Origin of the sequence: Streptomyces griseoloalbus, from assembly GCA_014650015.1 — a bacterium.
Lineage (GTDB): Bacteria > Actinomycetota > Actinomycetes > Streptomycetales > Streptomycetaceae > Streptomyces > Streptomyces griseoloalbus.
In genome coordinates this window covers 5714-22698 of the sequence record BMUD01000012.1, presented here as the reverse complement: position 1 = coordinate 22698, position 16985 = coordinate 5714, and the positions used below count along the sequence as shown (strand labels likewise).

Here is a 16985-nt window from a genome sequence, read left to right as displayed (position 1 = left end):
CCTGGCGATTCACCGAGAGCCACTTGCCCGAGTTCACCCCGGGGACCCTGGACGCCGCCGCGATCCTGAAGTCGGTCAACGAGACGCTCCTGCCCGTGGTGGAGAAGGAACTGGAGGCGGCGACGGACAGGCTGGTCGCCGCTCTGGACGACAAGGAGACTGAAGGCGATCTGATCGCTGTCTTCCGGGCCGAGTTGATGCGCCGAGTCCTTCCTCAGTTCACCGAAGCAGTACGTAAAGGCGTGCTGGAAAGCATTCGTACGCGCCAGATGCACTTGGCCCAGCTGGCCGTCTTGCATCGGCAGGCGCTGGACGCCAAAAAGCTGACAGCAGTGTTGACCCGCATCAACCACGAGGCGGAGAAGGCCGGCTTGCAGATCGTTGACGACGACGCCGGTGATCGGTCACTCTTCAACGTTGTCGAGGAAGATCCCGGTGTGATGCAGCGAGGTCCGGTTGCCTTCGAGCTCGTCGCGCCGGCCTACGTCGACAAGGAGTCTGGAAAGCTCGTCGAACGCGGCTGGCTGCGAGCCGTTGCCGGGCAGGAAGCACCCGCGCTGGAGAGTGTCGACCTTAGTGCTGCAACCGGCGTGGAGGACCCGGCTCCGGCGCCGACCTACAGGCAGACGCTGCGTGCTGCGGTGAGCTGGCGACTTGGCATGACGCAAAGGGGAACGCGATGACGTTCGGTATCGATTTCGGCACCAGCAACTCCGTGGTGGCCCACTGGAACGGGCACACCACCGACGTTCTGCCGGTCGACGGCGACAACGTGCCCGCCCAGTGGCGCATGTCGGAGTTCGAGCAGCTTTTCCCCTCCGTGTTGTCCGTCCGCGACCTCCAGCGCACCCTCTGCTTCGGCTGGGAGGCGAAGACCGGCACCAGCGAGCCGCTCGACGCCGTGAAGCGCATGCTCGGCACCCGCTCCGGTGCCGAGAAGGACGGCGACATCGACGGTCTCGAGGTCGCGGCCCAGCTCGAGGAGCATCACGCTTGGGTGGGCTCCGAGAAGTTCCACAGCACGGTCGCGGCCGCGTCCCTCTTCAGCCGCATGAAGGAAGGCGTCGCTGCTCAGTTGCTCGACCTCTCCGACGCGGTCGTCACCGTCCCCGCAAAGGCGACGGGCGGCGCCCGCTACCGCACTCGTGCCGCGGCAGCGCTCGGCGGAGTGAAGGTCCGGGCCCTGCTCAATGAGCCCACCGCGGCTGCCATCTCGTACGCCCACGACTTCCCGATCCCCGGCCGTTTCCTCGTTTTCGACTGGGGCGGCGGCACCATCGACGTCACCGTCCTGGAATACGACGACGGCCTCTTCGAGGAGCAGACCTCCCGCGGTATCACCGCCCTCGGAGGCCTGGAGTTCGACAACGCGCTGGCCCAGCTGATCCAGCAGAAGATCGGCCTCACCGCGGACCAGCTCACCAAGGCCGAACGACGCCGCTGGCGCCGGTCGGTCGAGCTGACGAAGATCGCCCTGTCCTCCGTGTCGATGGACGGCTCGCGCTTCTTCGACCTTCCGGTCGGCCTCGCCCCCTCGATCTCGAAACGTGCGGTCAGGATCACCTCGGCCGAGTACACCGAGGCGATCACCCCGCTCATCACCCGCGCCCTGGAGGCGGTTCAGCAGGCCCTGGAAGACCTGGCCATCACCTCACACGACATCGACTCCGTCCTGATGATCGGCGGCACCTCGCAGATTCCCCAGGTGCGTCACGCCCTGGGCGAGCTCCTCGGCCACGACCGCATCGTCGACAGCGCCCTGTGCCGGCCCATGACCGCCGTCGCCCGAGGCGCGGCCATCTACGCGGCCTCCCTCGACGGCGAACTCGGCGACGACAGCGATTTCTCCCTGGTGACCAGCTACGACCTGGGAACGGCCGTGAGCGCGGGCGAGCAGAAGGGCTTCCGCGCCATCATCCGACGCAACGCCACGCTCCCCGCGGAGGGTTCGGCCAACTTCTACCCGGACACGCCGGGCGCTTCCTTCGTGCGCGTGCCGGTGATCGAGGGCGAGGTCGGCTATCCGGCCGACAGTGACCGTGCCTTTCCCCTGGCCAACATCGAGGTGAATCTGCCGACCCGCGAACAGGACATCCGCCGGAACAAAATCGAGATCAAGTTCCGCTACAACGAGAGCGGCATCCTGCGCTTCACCGCCACCCACGCGGAGACCGGCGTGGTGCTCGCCGAGCGCGAGATCGACTCCTTCGGCCCCGACGGCACTCCACTGCAGCATGGTCTCGACGATGAGCTGACCCGCCTTCTGGCCCACACCGTCCGCCCGTTCGCCGACGGCTCCGCCAACGTCCGGCACCTCTCGGGAGCCGAATCGGCCAACGTCCGCCCCGCACCGATCGACATGTCCGTGCGCGTGGTCGAGGCCGACCCTGCGGTAACGGTCAACGGCGAGCCGCAGGGAGTGGTGACGGGGGGACGTTGACAGCCTCCGGACTCCGATGCGCGATCTCCGGGTGTGCCAGGCTCGCTCCACTGCCGCGGCAGGTGTCGGCAGCCGACGCCGCCGCCCGCGAAGACGCACCGGGGCCCCCTTCCGCTCCGGGCGGGGGAAGGGGGCCGTGGCGCAGGCGCCGGACGACTCAGGGGGCCGCCGTGGCGGCGGGGTTCTCGTCCCGGTCGAGGGTGGTGGGGTCCTCGCCCTCGTCGAGCGCGACGTCCTTCGTCTCCTTGCCGAGCAGCAGTGCGACCAGGGTCAGCAGCGCCATCGCGGAGAGGTAGACCCCGACCAGCCACGGCGAGCCGTCACCGGCCTCCCACAGGGCCACCGCTATGAACGGGGCGACGGCCGCGCCGAGGATCGAGCTGACGTTGTACGAGATGCCGGAGCCCGTGTAGCGCACGCTCGTCGGGAACAGCTCCGGCAGGAGCGCGCCCATCGGGCCGAAGGTCATACCCATCAGCGTGAAGCCGAGCACCAGCCACAGCACCACGCCCAGCGTGCCCAGACCGATCAGCGGCACCCACGCCAGCCCGAAGACCAGGATCCCGGCGGTGACCGCGATCAGCGTGCCGCGCCGGCCGTACTTGTCGGCGAGCGGGCCGGAGACCAGGGTGAACACGGCGAAGAACAGCACCCCGAAGATCATCATCAGGACGAAGGTGGTGTAGCTGTACCCCAGGCCCGGCACGGCGGCGTCCTCCGGCGTGCGGCCGTAGCTCAGCGAGAACGTGGTCATCAGGTAGAAGAGCACGTACGTCGCCAGCATGAAGAAGGTGCCGAGGACCAGCTGCTTCCAGTGGCTGCGGAAGACGGTGGCCAGCGGCAGCTTCCGCACCAGCCCGGCCTCCCGGGTCTTGGCGAAGACCGTCGACTCGACGAGGCGCATCCGCACCCACAGCCCGATCGCGACCATCACGGCGGAGAACAGGAACGGCACGCGCCAGCCCCAGGTCAGGAAGGCCTCGGAGGGCTGCGACGGGTCGGCGCCCGCCGCGGACGGCAGCAGCGCGCCGATGGCCAGGAAGAGGCCGTTGCCGATGATGAAGCCGAGCGGGGCGCCCAGCTGGGGGAAGGTGCCGTAGAGGGCGCGCTTGCCGCTCGGGGCGTTCTCGGTGGCGATCAGGGCGGCGCCGCTCCACTCGCCGCCGAGCGCGAAGCCCTGCGCGAGCCGCATCAGCACCAGCAGCGCGGTGGCGATCCAGCCGGCCTGCTCGTAGGTGGGCAGCACACCGATGAGGAAGGTGGCGATGCCCATGGTGAGGAGCGAGGCCACCAGTGTGCCCTTGCGTCCGAGCCGGTCGCCGAGATGTCCGAAGACGACGGCGCCGATCGGGCGGGCGACCATCGCGGCGCCGAACACCGCGAACGACGACAGCAGGGCCGTGGTCGGGTCGCTGTTCGGGAAGAAGAGCGTGGGGAAGACCAGGACGGCGGCGGTCGCGTAGATGTAGAAGTCGTAGAACTCGATCGTCGTGCCGATGAGGCTCGCGATGAGGACGCGGGACCGCGAGTTGACGGGTGCCGGTGCCGGGCTGGTGGTGGGTGCGGGCATTTCACGGTCTTTCCGGGTAGAACGGCCGTCGGCGGCATGCGACGACGGCCCGCACGACGCCACGCGCCCCCCGCACGGGAGGTCGCGTGCACGGTGCGGGTTGCCCAACGATCCCAAAAATCTCATGTATCAGGAACGGCATACCGATATGTGAGACGCCGAATAATCCGTGGACCCGCCTTTCCCTCCGTCCCTAGACTCACCGAGCAGGCGCCGCCCGCCGTCCGGGCCGCGCACCGATGACCAGTCGAGGGGAGTCCGGCCGTGCGTGACCGCGCCGCTGCTGCCGCTCCCCGTTCCCGGTCCCGCCGGTCCGAGGTGATCCTGGTGTCTCCGGCCGTCCGGTGCTCGCCGCGCGGCCGGTACCGGATGCCCGTGACGCACGTCTGAACTCCGCACCCCCTGTGCATCAGGGGGCGTGCGCCGTCGTGCGTCAGGGAAATCGCGCTGCCCTTTCCCGGATCATCCGAAAGGCCCTGGGCCATGCGCACCAACCCGCTTGCCGCCGTCCGCAACCTCGGCATCCTCGCCCACGTCGACGCCGGCAAGACCACCGTCACCGAGCGGATCCTGTACGCCACCGGCACCACGCACAAGCGGGGCGAGGTGCACGACGGCACCACCGTCACCGACTACGACCCGCAGGAACGCGACCGGGGCATCACCATCTTCGCCGCCGCCGTCAGCTGCGCCTGGGACGGTCACCGGATCAACCTCATCGACACCCCGGGCCACGTCGACTTCGCCGACGAGGTGGAGCGCTCCCTGCGCGTCCTCGACGGCGCGGTCGCCGTGTTCGACGCCGTCGCCGGCGTGGAGCCGCAGAGCGAGTCGGTGTGGCGGCAGGCGGACCGGCACGGTGTGCCGCGGATCGCGTTCGTCAACAAGATGGACCGGGCCGGCGCCGACCTGGACACCGCCGTCGCCTCCGTCCGGGAACGGCTGCACCCCGCACCCCTGGCGGTCCAGCTGCCGATCGGCGCGGAAGACACCTTCACCGGTGTCGTCGACCTCGTGCGCATGCGCGCCCTGACCTGGACCGACGCGGGCGAGGCCGACGACGCGGCACCGGTTCCGGAGGCACTGCGCGAGGAGGCGGCCAGGCGGCGCCGACTGCTGGAGGAGGCCGTCGCCGAACTGCATCCGGGCGCCCTGGAGGAGTTCTGCGACACCGGCTCGCTCAGCGGCGCCACGCTCGCCTCGGCCCTGCGGGACCTGACCCGCAGCGGTGACGCCGTCGTCGTACTGTGCGGCTCCGCCTACCGCAACCGTGGCATCGAACCGCTGCTGGACGCCGTACTCGCCTATCTGCCGTCGCCGCTCGACGTGCCCCCGGTCCGCGGCACGCACGACGGCGACGGCGACGGTGCCGAGCAGGAGCGGGCCGCGGACCCGGCGGCACCGTTCGCCGCCCTCGCGTTCAAGGTGAACGCCACCTCGACCGGGCGGCTGACCTACCTGCGGATCTACTCGGGAACGATCGAGAAGGGAGACACGGTGTGGGACGCGACCGCACGGCGTCCCGAGCGCATCGGCCGCATCCTGCGGGTTCGGGCCGACCGGCACGCCCAGCTGGACCGGGCGGTCGCCGGGGACATCGTCGCCGTGGTCGGACTGAAGTCCGCCCGCGCCGGCGCCACCCTGTGCGCACCGGACGCCCCGCTGGTCCTGGAACCTCCGGGTGTCGCCGAGCCGGTCGTCTCCGTGGCGGTCGAGGGGCTGAAGGGCACGGACACCGGGCGTCTGGCGTCGGCACTCGCACGGCTCGCGGAGGAGGACCCCTCGCTGGTCGTGCGCACCGACCCGGAGACCGGTCAGACGGTGCTGTCCGGCATGGGCGAGCTGCATCTGGAGGTCGCGGTGGAGAAGATCCGCCGTGAGCACGGACTGGGCGTCAACGTCGGCCGTCCCCGGGTCGGTTACCGGGAGACCGTCGGAGGCGGTGTGTCCGGGTTCGTGTTCCGGCACGTCAAGCAGGACGGCGGGGCGGGCCAGTTCGCCCATGTCGTCCTCGACGTCGAGCCGCTTCGGTCACCGGGGTCCGGGTTCGAGTTCCGCTCGGCGGTCGTCGGCGGGCGCGTGCCCCAGGAGTACGTCCGCGCGGTCGAGGCCGGCTGCCGGGACGCCCTGGCCGAGGGACCGCTGGGCGGGCATCCGGTGACCGGGCTGCGGGTCACGCTCACCGACGGGTCGACGCACGTGAAGGACTCCTCGGACACCGCCTTCCGCACCGCCGGCCGGTTCGGACTGCGGGACGCCCTGCGAGCCTGCGCGATGGTCCTGCTGGAGCCGGTCGTCGAGGTCACGGTGACCGTGCCCGAGGACGCGGTGGGCGGCGTGCTCGGCGATCTGGCCGCGCGGCGCGGGCGGGTGACCGGCTCGGTCACCCGGGCGGGCGCGACGGTGGTCACCGCCACCGTGCCGCTGGCCGAACTGTTCGGCTACGCGACCCGGTTGCGCAGCCGCACCCAGGGCCGCGGCACCTTCACCACCCGGCCCACCGGCTACGCCCCGGCGCCGGTCGCGTCGCCCGCCGGGTAACGGGGAAGGTGGCCCCTCCCGCACACCGAAGGAGGGGCCACCACCGGTGCCGTACGGGCACACACCCGACCGCCGGCGTCGGTCGGAGCATGCCCCCGGCGCCGGGATCAGGGGTAGGACACCACCGTCGACGGCACCGTGTTGGTGCCCGAGGTCGGCGACCCCGTGTCGTTGATGACGCACTCGTACTGCCCGTTGCCGCTCAGCGACACCACCGACAGGCTGTGGAAGCGCACCCCGTCCCGCTCGGGGGCGGCGAAACCGTGGTGCTGGACGATGCCCGGATTCACGTTGTAGTAGCAGTAACTGCCCATGCCCCAGCCCTCGTGGGTGGTGACCTGGTCGCCGACCTTGTACGCGGCGTAGCCCTTGATCGAGCCGTTCTGGACGGCGGCCTGGTCGGGGGCGTCGTACGCCTTCTCGTTCTGGAAGAAGATCGTGCGGCCCCGCTCGCCGTTCCACTGCACGTCGTACTTGTTGAAGTGCTCGACGAACAGGCCGGTGGCGAGGACGTCGTCGCCGTTGACGACGACACCGTAGTCGCAGCGGTTGGTCTCCCAGCCCACGCCGTCACCGTGGTCGGCACGCCAGACCCAGGTGTGGTCGACGACGGTGTGCCGGGCGTTGATCACCATGCTGGTGGTCGCCTTGCCGGGGCCCGCGCCGCCGATCCGGATGAACACGTCCTGGACGGTGATGGGGTTGGCGGAGTGGTCCGCGGAGGCGCCCTCCGGCCCGACCTCCAGCAGCACGGGGGAGTTCACCGGCCCGGCGTCGACCAGGAAGCCGGCCAGCCGTACGCCGTCGACGTCGGCGACCCGCAGCGCGGTGACACCGTTGTCGGGGATCAGGGTCGCGTACCCCAGACCCAGCACGACCGTGTCCGCCCGGTTCACCCGGACCGGCTGGTCGACGTGGTAGATGCCCGGTGTGAGCAGCAGGTTGAGGCCCTGTTCGAGCGCCTGGTTGAGGGTGGCCGCCGAGTCGCCCGGTTTCGCGACGTAGAAGCGGTCCAGCGGCAGGGAGGTGCCGCGCGGGGTGCCGTTGCCCCAGGTGACGCCACGGGCATTGGTCCGCAGCGCGGGCAGGAAGACGCGGTAGTCGGCGCCCTCCAGATACAGGAACGGCTTCTCGCGGGAGATCGGCGTCGTGTCGAGCGTGGTGTACGGCGGGTCGGGGAAGCCCTGCGCGGGGGCGCCCTCGACACCGGAGAACACCATGTTCCACACGCCGTTGGTCCAGCCGCCGACCGCGCTGTCCCGGGTGTACCACTGCTGCTGCGAGTACGGGCCGACCGTGCCGTCGACGCGGCTGTCCGCGATGTAGCCGCCGCTCGCCCAGCCGTAACCGGCGGGGGCGAGGTTGAGGCCGCCGCGTACGTGCATCCGGCGGAACGGCGCGGCCTGGGCGACCGCCCAGCGGTTGGTGCCGTTGACCGGGACGAGCGCCAGGTTCTCCGCCGAACGCCAGAAGTTCTGGGTGGCGTTGCCGTCGAACCAGCCGGCGTCGACCGTCACGTCACCGTTGATGGTGGTGTCGTCGGGGGAGAGACCGAGGCCGGAGATGGACGTGTAGAAGCCGATCTGCGCGTTGAGCCCGTTGTACGTGCCCGGCTTGAACAGCAGTTGGTAGCGGCCGGTGCCGAACTGGGCCCGCTCCTGCTGCCGGAAGATCTCGTCCAGGCGGGCCTGGATGTCCGGGGTGGACGGATCGAAGACGATGACGTTCGGGCCGAGGTCGCCGCCGCCGGGGAGGGCGCGGGGACGCCTGCGCGAGCCGGGGGCCGCGGCGGCCGTGCCGGAGAGCCCGGCCAGCACGGGAGCAGCCGCGGCCGCCCCGAGGAGGGCCCGTCGCCGCACGCCGGAGGGTTCGGGCGTGGCGGAGTTCGTGGGGGAAGTGGGCATGGGGCGGCTCTCTCCTTGTTCGGAAATTGAACGCAGTGGGGGTGGGGGAGCGCTCTCTGGAAGTGCATGCTTCATCCGTGTGCGGGACACGTCAAGAGTTACGACCGTCCCACCTGTGACGTGTTCAACAAGTGTGGGCGCGGGGCCCGTTGATTTTCCCGCCGGATCCCTTGACACCATCGGCCCCCGCCTCAACACTCCCTCCGTGGGAGAGCGCTCTCCGAGATTTCCCCGACCCTCTCAGGAGGTCTCCATGCCACGGAGATCAAGAGTTCTGTCCGGCACCCTTGTCGCGACCGCGTTACTGCTGACCTCGATCGGCGTCGGCACCGTCGCGGCGAACGCCGACACCGTCCCCGCGCCGGCCGTGCGCGCTGGGCACACCGGGCACACCATGGCGGCCTCGACCGCCGCCTCGCCCGAGGACCCGGACGGCGACGGCTACATCCCCGCGAACCCGCCGGTCACCGGCGTCACCCCGTCCACGAAGGAGCCGCCGCACCGCTACTTCCACGAGTTCCAGGCCAACTGCTCGGTCACCCACACGGCCCCCGACGACCCGATCGTGTACCCGCAGCAACCGGGTAAGTCCCACGACCACACCTTCATGGGCAACACCACGACCGACGCGAACAGCACGACCGCGTCGCTCGACGCGGGCACCACGACCTGCCTCGCCCCCGGCGACCGGTCGGCGTACTGGATGCCGACCATGTACGACGGCGACGAGCCGGTGCTGCCGGTGGGTCCGCAGGTCATCTACTACAAGGCCGGCGTCACCGACTACACCAGCGTGCGCCCCTTCCCCAAGGGCCTGCGATACGTGGTCGGCAGCCCGATGCAGAGCGCCCAGGAGTTCCGGGACCACCCGGGCTTCGTCGAGGGCTGGGAGTGCGGCGACAGCTTCTTCAACGTCGACTTCCCGACCGACTGCCCGGACCGCCAGGACGTCCAGGTCAACATCCGTTTCCAGGCGCCCAGTTGCTGGGACGGCCGCAACCTGGACACACCGGACCACCAGAGCCACATGGCCTACCCGGTGGTCAACCCCGGCACGAACAACAACATCTGCCCGGCCGGCCACCCGGTCGCCCTGCCGATGATCGAGTTCAAGATGGCCTTCCCGGTCAACGGCGACCTCTCACAGGTGAGGCTGGCCAGTGGAGCGAGCCACTCGTTCCACTACGACTTCTTCAACGCCTGGGACGAGCCCACCCTGAAGGCCATGGTCGACCACTGCATCGTGGGCGGCCTCCAGTGCAACGCGCGCGGCTACGACGAGACCCACCCGGAGGCCGGGGCGGCCCTGAACGAGGACTACGAACTTCCCTGATGTGCCCCTGATCGGTCCGCTGGCCTTCTCCTGACCTGCCCCTGATCAGTCCCCTGGCCTTTCCCGGGCCAGCCCTTGATCAGCCCCTGATCCGTTCCTGACCGCCTCCGATCCGCTGTCCCGACCACCCGGCCGGCTCCCGCGACGACGGGCCGAGCCAACCGAGCGGGCCGAGCCAACCGAACGGGCCGGCCCGGCCGTCCATGCCCCGCCACGGCCGGGCCGGCCCCCCCACCCCGTACACCGGAGACCCCACATGAGCCGACCACCCACCCGCGCCCGCAGACTCACCGCACCCCTGACCGCAGCCCTGCTCACCGTCGGCGCCCTGACCGCCCTGCCCGGCGCGCAGGCGGTGGCCGCGGGCAGCACGGTGAAGGTCACCGGCGGCCAGGGCAACTGGCAGCTGACCGTCGACGGCAGCCCTTACCAGATCAAGGGCCTGACCTGGGGCCCCTCCGTCGCCGACGTCGACCGGTACATGCCCGACCTGAAGTCCATGGGCGTCAACACGATCCGCACCTGGGGCACCGACGCGAGCAGCAGGCCGCTGCTCGACTCCGCGGCCGCGCACGGCATCAAGGTCATCGCCGGCTTCTGGCTCCAGCCCGGCGGCGGCCCGGGCAGCGGCGGCTGCGTGAACTACGTGACCGACACCGGGTACAAGGACAAAATGCTCGCCGAGTTCCCCCGGTGGGTGCAGGAGTACAAGGACCATCCGGGCGTCCTGATGTGGAACGTGGGCAACGAGTCGGTCCTCGGCCTGCAGAACTGCTACAGCGGCGACGAACTGGAGCGGCAGCGCGACGCCTACACCACCTTCGTCAACGACGTGGCGAAGAAGATCCACTCCGTCGACCCGAACCACCCGGTCACCTCCACCGACGCCTGGGTCGGCGCCTGGCCGTACTACAAGGAGAACGCCCCCGACCTCGACCTGTACGCCGTCAACTCCTACGACGCCGTCTGCGACGTACGGACCGCCTGGGAACAGGGCGGCTACACCAAGCCGTACATCGTCACCGAGTCCGGACCCGCCGGTGAGTGGGAGGTCCCCGACGACGCCAACGGCGTACCCAGGGAACCCACCGACCAGGCGAAGGCCGAGGGATACACCAAGGCCTGGAACTGCGTCACCGGACACCGGGGCGTCGCCCTGGGCGCGACCCTGTTCCACTACGGCACCGAGTACGACTTCGGCGGCATCTGGTTCAACCTCCTCCCGGCCGGCCAGAAGCGGCTGTCGTACTACGCCGTGAAGCGGGCGTACGGCGGCGGCACGTCCGGCGACAACACGCCGCCGGTCGTCTCCGGCTTCGGTGTCGAGGGCGACGCGGGCAAGGTGCAGGCGGGCAAGGACCTGGTGCTCACCACGCGCGCCACCGACCCCGACGGCGACCCCCTCACGTACGAGGTGCAGGCCAACAGCAACTACATCGACCAGAGCAAGCAGTTGACCACATTGCCGTCCACCGACCTGGGCGGCGGACGTCTGAAGGTCACCGCCCCCGACCGTCCCGGCGTGTGGAAGCTGTACGTCAAGGTCACCGACGGCAAGGGCAACGTCGGCGTGGAGACCCTCTCGGCGCGCGTCGTGCCGCCCGCCGTGGACGGCACGAACGTCGCCCTGGGCAAGCCGGCCACCGCCTCGTCGTCCCAGCCCGGTTACGGCGACTGCCCCTGCCCCGCCGCCAACGCCGTGGACGGCAACCCCAACACGCGCTGGGCCAGTGACTGGAGCGACCCGCAGTGGCTGCGGGTGGACCTCGGCACGCGCACCACGTTCCGTCACGTGCAGCTGTACTGGGAGACCTCCTACGCCAAGGCGTACACCGTCCAGACCTCCGACGACGGACAGAACTGGCACACCGTGCGCACCGTCACCGACGGCAACGGCGGCGTCGACACCCTCGAAGTGACCGGCACAGGCCGCTACGTCCGGGTCAACGGCACCGCACGCGGCACCGGCTACGGCTACTCGCTGTACGAGTTCGGCGTCTACAGCTGACACGGCGGCAACAGTTCCAGGAACGAGAGGGTGGGGGCCCGGGTGGGGACGAGCGAGGAAGACATCGACCGGCTGCTGGGCAAACTGACACCGCGCGCCCGCGCGCTGCTGCTCAGCGGCGCCACGACCTGGCGCACCCGCGCCGAACCGGCCGTTGGTCTGCGCGAGTTGGTGATGTCGGACGGTCCGGGCGGGCGTGCGTGGACAGGCGTGGGACGAGCGCAGCACCTCCGTGCTGCTGCCCTCCGCCACCGCGCTCGCCGCCACCTGGGACGAGGCGCTCGTGGAACGCCTCGGCGGCCTCCTCGCCGCCGAGGCGCGGCGCAAGGGCGTGCACGTCCTGCTCGCCCCCACCCTCAACCTGCACCGCAGCCCACTGGGCGGCCGGCACTTCGAGTGCTTCTCCGAGGACCCCGAACTGACCGGCCGCATCGGCGCCGCCCTCGTCCGCGGCGTCCAGGCGGGCGGGGTGGCCGCGACGGCCAAGCACTACGTGGCCAACGACTCCGAGACCGACCGGCTCACGGTCGACGTACGCGTCGGCGAACGGGCGCTCAGGGAGGTCTACCTCGCGCCCTTCGAGGCCGCGGTGGCCGCCGGGGTCCGGCTGGTCATGGCCGGCTACAACGCGGTCGACGGCACCACCATGACCGCGAGCGACCTGCTCACCGACCCGCTGAAGAGCGAGTGGGGCTTCGACGGCGTGGTCGTCTCCGACTGGGGAGCGGTGCGCGACACCGTGCCCACCGCGCGCGCGGCGCTGGACCTCGCCATGCCCGGGCCGGACGGCCCCTGGGGCGAGGCCCTGGCCGGCGCGGTGGCCGACGGCGGCGTGCCCGCGGCGGCCGTCGACGACAAGGCGCGGCGCCTGCTGCGGCTCGCCGCCCGCTGCGGAGCCCTCGGCGACGAACGGCCGCCGGCCCCGGTCCCGACCCGTACCCGGGACGTACGGGCGCTGGCCCGGCGGGCGGTCGCCGCGGGCGCGGTCCTGCTGAGGAACCGGGACGTACTGCCCCTGGACGCCGACCGCCTCGGGACGGTCGCCGTGATCGGCGCGCACGCCGCACGGACCCGTACCCAAGGGGGCGGCAGCGCGGGCGTCTTCCCCCAGGGCGAGGTGTCCGTCCTGGACGGCATCCGGGCCGCGCTGCGCGGCCGGGCCCGCGTCGTCCACGTCCCCGGGCCCCGCCCGGACGGCCCGGCGCCCGCGCTGGACGCCACGACGTGCACCGACCCGCGCTCCGGGCGCCCCGGCGTGCTGCTGCGCGTGCTGGACGCCACCGGGGCCGAGCTGTACGCCGAGCGGCGCGCCGGCGGACGCCTGCTGGAGCCGCGCCTGGCGCCGGGCGCGCACACCGTCGAGATCAGCGCGATGCTGCGCCCCCGCACGGGGGGACGCTGGACGCTGGGTGTCGCGGGCTTCGGGCGGATGAGCCTGAGCCTGGACGGACACGTACTGCTGGACGGTGCGTACCCGCCGCTGACCGACGATCCGGCGATCGTCCACGTCAACCCGCCCGCCCGGTACGCCACCGCCGACCTGGCCGCCGGCCGGGACGTCCTGCTGGTGGCCCGCCGCGAACTGGCGCCCGGCACCGGCCGGGCCACCGTCGTCAGCGCGGCCCCACCGGCCCCCGACGTCGCCGCGTCGCTGGCCGAGGCGGCCCGCGCGGCCCGGTCGGCGGACGCGGCGATCGTGGTCGTCGGCACCACCGAACACGGCGAGTCCGAGGGGTACGACCGGACGACTCTCGCCCTCGGCGACACCCAGGACGCGCTGGTCCACGCCGTCGCCGCCGCCAATCCGCGCACGGTGGCCGTGGTCAACAGCGGTGGGCCCGTCGAGATGCCGTGGCGCGAGGCGGTGGGCGCGGTCCTGCTGGCGTGGTTCCCGGGGCAGGAGGGAGGCGGCGGACTGGCCGACGTGCTCTTCGGACGCGCCGAGCCGGGCGGGCGGCTGCCCACCACCTGGCCGGCCGCCCTCGCCGACGCCCCCGTCACCCGCACCCGGCCGGTCGACGGCCGCCTCTCCTACACCGAGGGCCTGCACGTCGGCTACCGCGGCTGGTTGCGTGAACGCCGTACTCCGGCCTACTGGTTCGGCCACGGACTGGGCTACACGGCGTGGGCCTACGAGGAGTTGACCGTACCGTCCGGGTGGCGGGCGGGGGAGGAGCTGACGGTGTGCGTGCGCGTGCGCAACACCGGTGGGCGGGCGGGCCGTGAGGTCGTCCAGGTGTATCTCGCCCGGCCGCCCGGACCGGTCGACCGCCCCGAGCGGTGGTTCGCCGGGTACGAGGCCGTGCACGCCGGGCCGGGGCAGGCGGTGACGGCACGGGTGCGGATCCCGGCGCGGGCGCTGCGCCACTGGTCGGCCGAGGAGCACGCGTGGCGCATCGAGCCGGGGCCCTGCCGGGTGCTGGCGGGGCGGTCGGCGGGGGACCTGCCGCTGGCGGCGGAGGTGGTGGTCCGCCCGGCCGGATGACACCCCGGACCAGGGGCGGGAGAGCGCTCTACCGTGCGGGCGGCCCCGCCGGTTAGGGTGCGGTCATGAGCAGACAGGCCCCGACCCTGGAGGACGTGGCCCGGGAGGCGGGCGTCTCCCGGGCCACCGTGTCCCGGGTGGTCAACGGCGTCCGCAACGTGGACCCGGCCATCCAGGACCTGGTCCGCCGGGCCATCGAACGGACCGGCTACGCCCCCAACCAGGCCGCCAGACAACTGGTCACGCGGCGTACGACCACCGTGGCGCTGGTGGTCTCCGGCGCGGGGGACGGATCGGAGACGGGCGGCAAGGAGGACGGACATCGGAGGGACAGGCAACGGAGGGACGGGCAACGGACGGACGGGGAAGGGGTGGGCCGGGAGGAGGCGAACCGGGGCGAGGTGAACCGGGACGGGACGAGCGGGGGCGAGGTGAACCGGGACGGGGCGAACCGGGACGGGACGAGCGGGGGCGAGGCGAACCGGGACGGGGCGAACCGGGAGCAGATCGCCTTCGCCACCCGGGTGTTCGCCGACCCGTTCTTCGGTCGCGTGGTCGGCGGTGTGGTCGGGCATCTGCGGCCGCGTTCCATGCACCCGGTGCTGATGTTCGCCGAGACCCCCGAGACCCGGCAGGAGGTCGTGACCTACCTCCGGCAGGGCGGCGCGGACGGCGCGCTCGTCGTGTCCACCCACCCCGACGACCCGCTGCCCGCGCTGCTCGCCGAAGCCCGGCTGCCGGCGGTGCTGTTCGCCCGGCCCGGGCGTCCGGTGCCGCTCAGCTACGTCGACCTCGCCCACCGCGAGGGCGGCCGGCTCGCCGCCGAGCACCTGCTGGCCCGCGGCTGCCGCCGGATCGTCACCGTGGCCGGCCCGCTCGCCGTCGCCGCGAGTCAGGAGCGCCTGGCCGGCTTCCGGGACACCCTGGCCCGGCAGGGGAACCCCTATGTGCCGGTGGCCGAGGGAGGCTTCACGGTCGACAGCGGCATGGCGGCGATGACGTCCCTGATCGCCGAACATCCCGACATCGACGGGGTGTTCACCGCCAACGACCTGATGGCCCAGGGGGCGATCCAGGCCCTGCGCGACCACGGACGCAGGGTGCCGCAGGACGTCGCGGTCGTCGGCTTCGACGACTCCAGCGTGGCCGTCACCTGCCGGCCCCGGCTGACCACCGTCCGGCAGCCGGTGGAGGAGATGGCGGCCACGATGTCCGGCCTCCTCGACGACCACATCAGGGGCAGGCGTCGCGAGCCCACTTCGGTGATCTTCGATCCGGAGTTGGTCGTACGGGACTCGGCGTAGCGATGAGCGGCGTCGGGCCGTGGGAGCCGGCGGCACAGGGCGCGAGGGCCGGTGGGCGACCGCCGGTCCTTCGTGGGGTGCCGCGCGGTTTCCCGCGCCCCTGACGGCGTGACCGCGGCGGGCACGTCAGGAAAACCTCCCTCGCCTCACCGGGCCGGATTCCCGGGCCGGTCGACTGCGAGGGCGGTCCGGGGCTCGTCTGCCCCACGGGCGACAGCACCATCCCGGTTGCGCCGACGACCAGCACGTCGTGGCGTGGTTCCGTTGAACCAGGTGATCACTCGCCGTTCGGTTCAACCGAGTGATCACTCGCCCCGTCGCCCCGGTGCCGCTGCGGAGTGTGCCATCCTCCCCCCGAGTGCCGCCCGCCACGCCGGTACCGGTGGTGGCGGGGAACCGGCCGGTGCGCGGTAGCCGCCGCGGGCGAAGTACGCCGCGAGGGGCAGGGTGGCGGCGCCCATCGTCACCGCGTCCGGACCGAGCCGGCCGAGCGTGATGTGGACCCGGGCCGCGGGGTGGCGCAGGGAGTGGTCCAGCGCGTGGCCGCGCACCGACTCCAGGAACCGCGTGCCGAGTTGAAGGCCGGCCCAGCCGCCGACGAGGATGCGCTCGGGCTGGAAGAGATTGATCAGGTCGGCGAGGCCCGCGCCCAGATACTCCGCCGTCTCCTCGAGCACCCGTGCCGCCACCGGGTCCGGTGCGCCACCGTTCGCCGGGAGGGCGGCGGCGAGCATCGAGGTCAGCGCGGCCTCCTCGTCGGCCCCGTGCGGGGGCCGGCCGCCCGCTTCCCGCCAGCGCGCCAGCAGCGACTCCGCGCCCGCGTACGCTTCCAGGCATCCCAGCGCACCGCAACGGCACCGACGGCCGCGCACCCGCACCGTCAGATGGCCCCACTCCACCGCGCGGCCCCGCTCCAACTCGTCGGTCACGACACACGCGCCGACTCCGGAGCCGAACAGCACCACCACGGCGCTGCGCGCCCCGCGACCGCCGCCGAACCACATCTCGGCCTGCCCCAGCGTCTTCGCGCCGTTGTCGATGAACAGCGGCACGTGCGCGGGCAGCCGCCCCGACGCCCGCAACAGGCGCTCCAGCGGTACGGCGTCCCAGCCGATGGTCTGACCGTGCACGAGGGGGCCGTCCCCGGTGTGCTCGACGATCCCGGGTACGCCGATGCCGACGCCCAGCAAGTCACCGGACCCGAGGCCACCACCGGACCCGAGGCCGACACCGGACCCGAGGCCCCCGCCGGGTCCAGGACCCCAGCTGGGGCCGAGGCCCCCACCCGCGCCGAGCACGTCGCCCGCGCCGAGCACGTCGCCCGCGCCGAGCACGTCGCCCGCGCCGAGCACGTCGCCCGCGCCGAGCACGTCGCCCGCGCCGAGCACGTCGCCCGCGCC

General features: G+C 72.1%; 8 protein-coding genes and 3 pseudogenes. 8 read left to right on the top strand and 3 right to left on the bottom strand.

Features of this window, described 5'->3' with window-relative positions; all coding sequences use genetic code 11:
* The first annotated feature begins 23 nt into the window (after window positions 1-23).
* Window positions 24-683 (top strand): hypothetical protein, encoded by a 660-nt coding sequence (locus IE178_RS19160; protein ID WP_193513158.1) that lies wholly within the window; start codon window positions 24-26, stop codon window positions 681-683.
* Entirely contained in the window at window positions 680-2440 is a 1761-nt protein-coding gene (locus IE178_RS19155; RefSeq protein WP_193513157.1) for an Hsp70 family protein, read from the top strand. The genes IE178_RS19160 and IE178_RS19155 overlap by 4 nt, the downstream gene beginning before the upstream one ends.
* 157 nt (window positions 2441-2597) lie before the next feature.
* Here IE178_RS19155 and IE178_RS19150 read toward each other — a convergent pair whose 3' ends face one another.
* Window positions 2598-4010 carry an MFS transporter gene (locus IE178_RS19150; RefSeq protein ID WP_193513156.1) on the bottom strand — a complete coding sequence of 471 codons (1413 nt, stop codon included), beginning with the start codon at window positions 4008-4010 and terminating at the stop codon, window positions 2598-2600.
* 483 nt (window positions 4011-4493) lie between these two features.
* On the opposite strand from IE178_RS19150, the gene fusA reads away from it, so the two are divergent.
* Window positions 4494-6551, top strand: coding sequence for an elongation factor G (gene fusA / locus IE178_RS19145; RefSeq protein WP_193513155.1), 2058 nt, complete (start codon window positions 4494-4496; stop codon window positions 6549-6551).
* Between the two features lie 107 nt (window positions 6552-6658).
* Here the strand turns inward: fusA and IE178_RS19140 are convergent, their stop codons facing one another.
* Window positions 6659-8455: a pectate lyase-like domain-containing protein gene (locus tag IE178_RS19140; RefSeq protein WP_193513154.1), complete on the bottom strand. Its 1797-nt coding sequence runs from the start codon at window positions 8453-8455 to the stop codon at window positions 6659-6661.
* 253 nt (window positions 8456-8708) lie between these two features.
* Here IE178_RS19140 and IE178_RS19135 point away from each other — a divergent pair, with 253 nt between their 5' ends.
* The 4 genes and pseudogenes from IE178_RS19135 (at window position 8709) to IE178_RS19120 (ending at window position 15585) form a co-directional block, all read left to right on the top strand.
* Window positions 8709-9788, top strand: coding sequence for a DUF1996 domain-containing protein (locus IE178_RS19135; protein WP_193513153.1), 1080 nt, complete (start codon window positions 8709-8711; stop codon window positions 9786-9788).
* Window positions 9789-10044: 256 nt separating this feature from the next.
* Window positions 10045-11796, top strand: a complete 1752-nt coding sequence (locus tag IE178_RS19130; RefSeq protein WP_193513152.1) for a discoidin domain-containing protein — start codon at window positions 10045-10047, stop codon at window positions 11794-11796.
* Window positions 11797-11838: 42 nt separating this feature from the next.
* A pseudogene (locus IE178_RS19125) lies at window positions 11839-14281 on the top strand (glycoside hydrolase family 3 C-terminal domain-containing protein).
* 65 nt (window positions 14282-14346) lie between these two features.
* Complete coding sequence (locus IE178_RS19120; protein WP_193513151.1) at window positions 14347-15585, top strand: LacI family DNA-binding transcriptional regulator; 1239 nt, start codon at window positions 14347-14349, stop codon at window positions 15583-15585.
* Between the two features lie 305 nt (window positions 15586-15890).
* Here the strand turns inward: IE178_RS19120 and IE178_RS19115 are convergent.
* Window positions 15891-16787 (bottom strand): annotated as a pseudogene (locus tag IE178_RS19115) (ROK family protein); the annotation flags it as partial.
* Here IE178_RS19115 and IE178_RS36055 point away from each other — a divergent pair.
* A pseudogene (locus IE178_RS36055) lies at window positions 16710-16985 on the top strand (hypothetical protein); the annotation flags it as partial. The pseudogenes IE178_RS19115 and IE178_RS36055 overlap by 78 nt on opposite strands.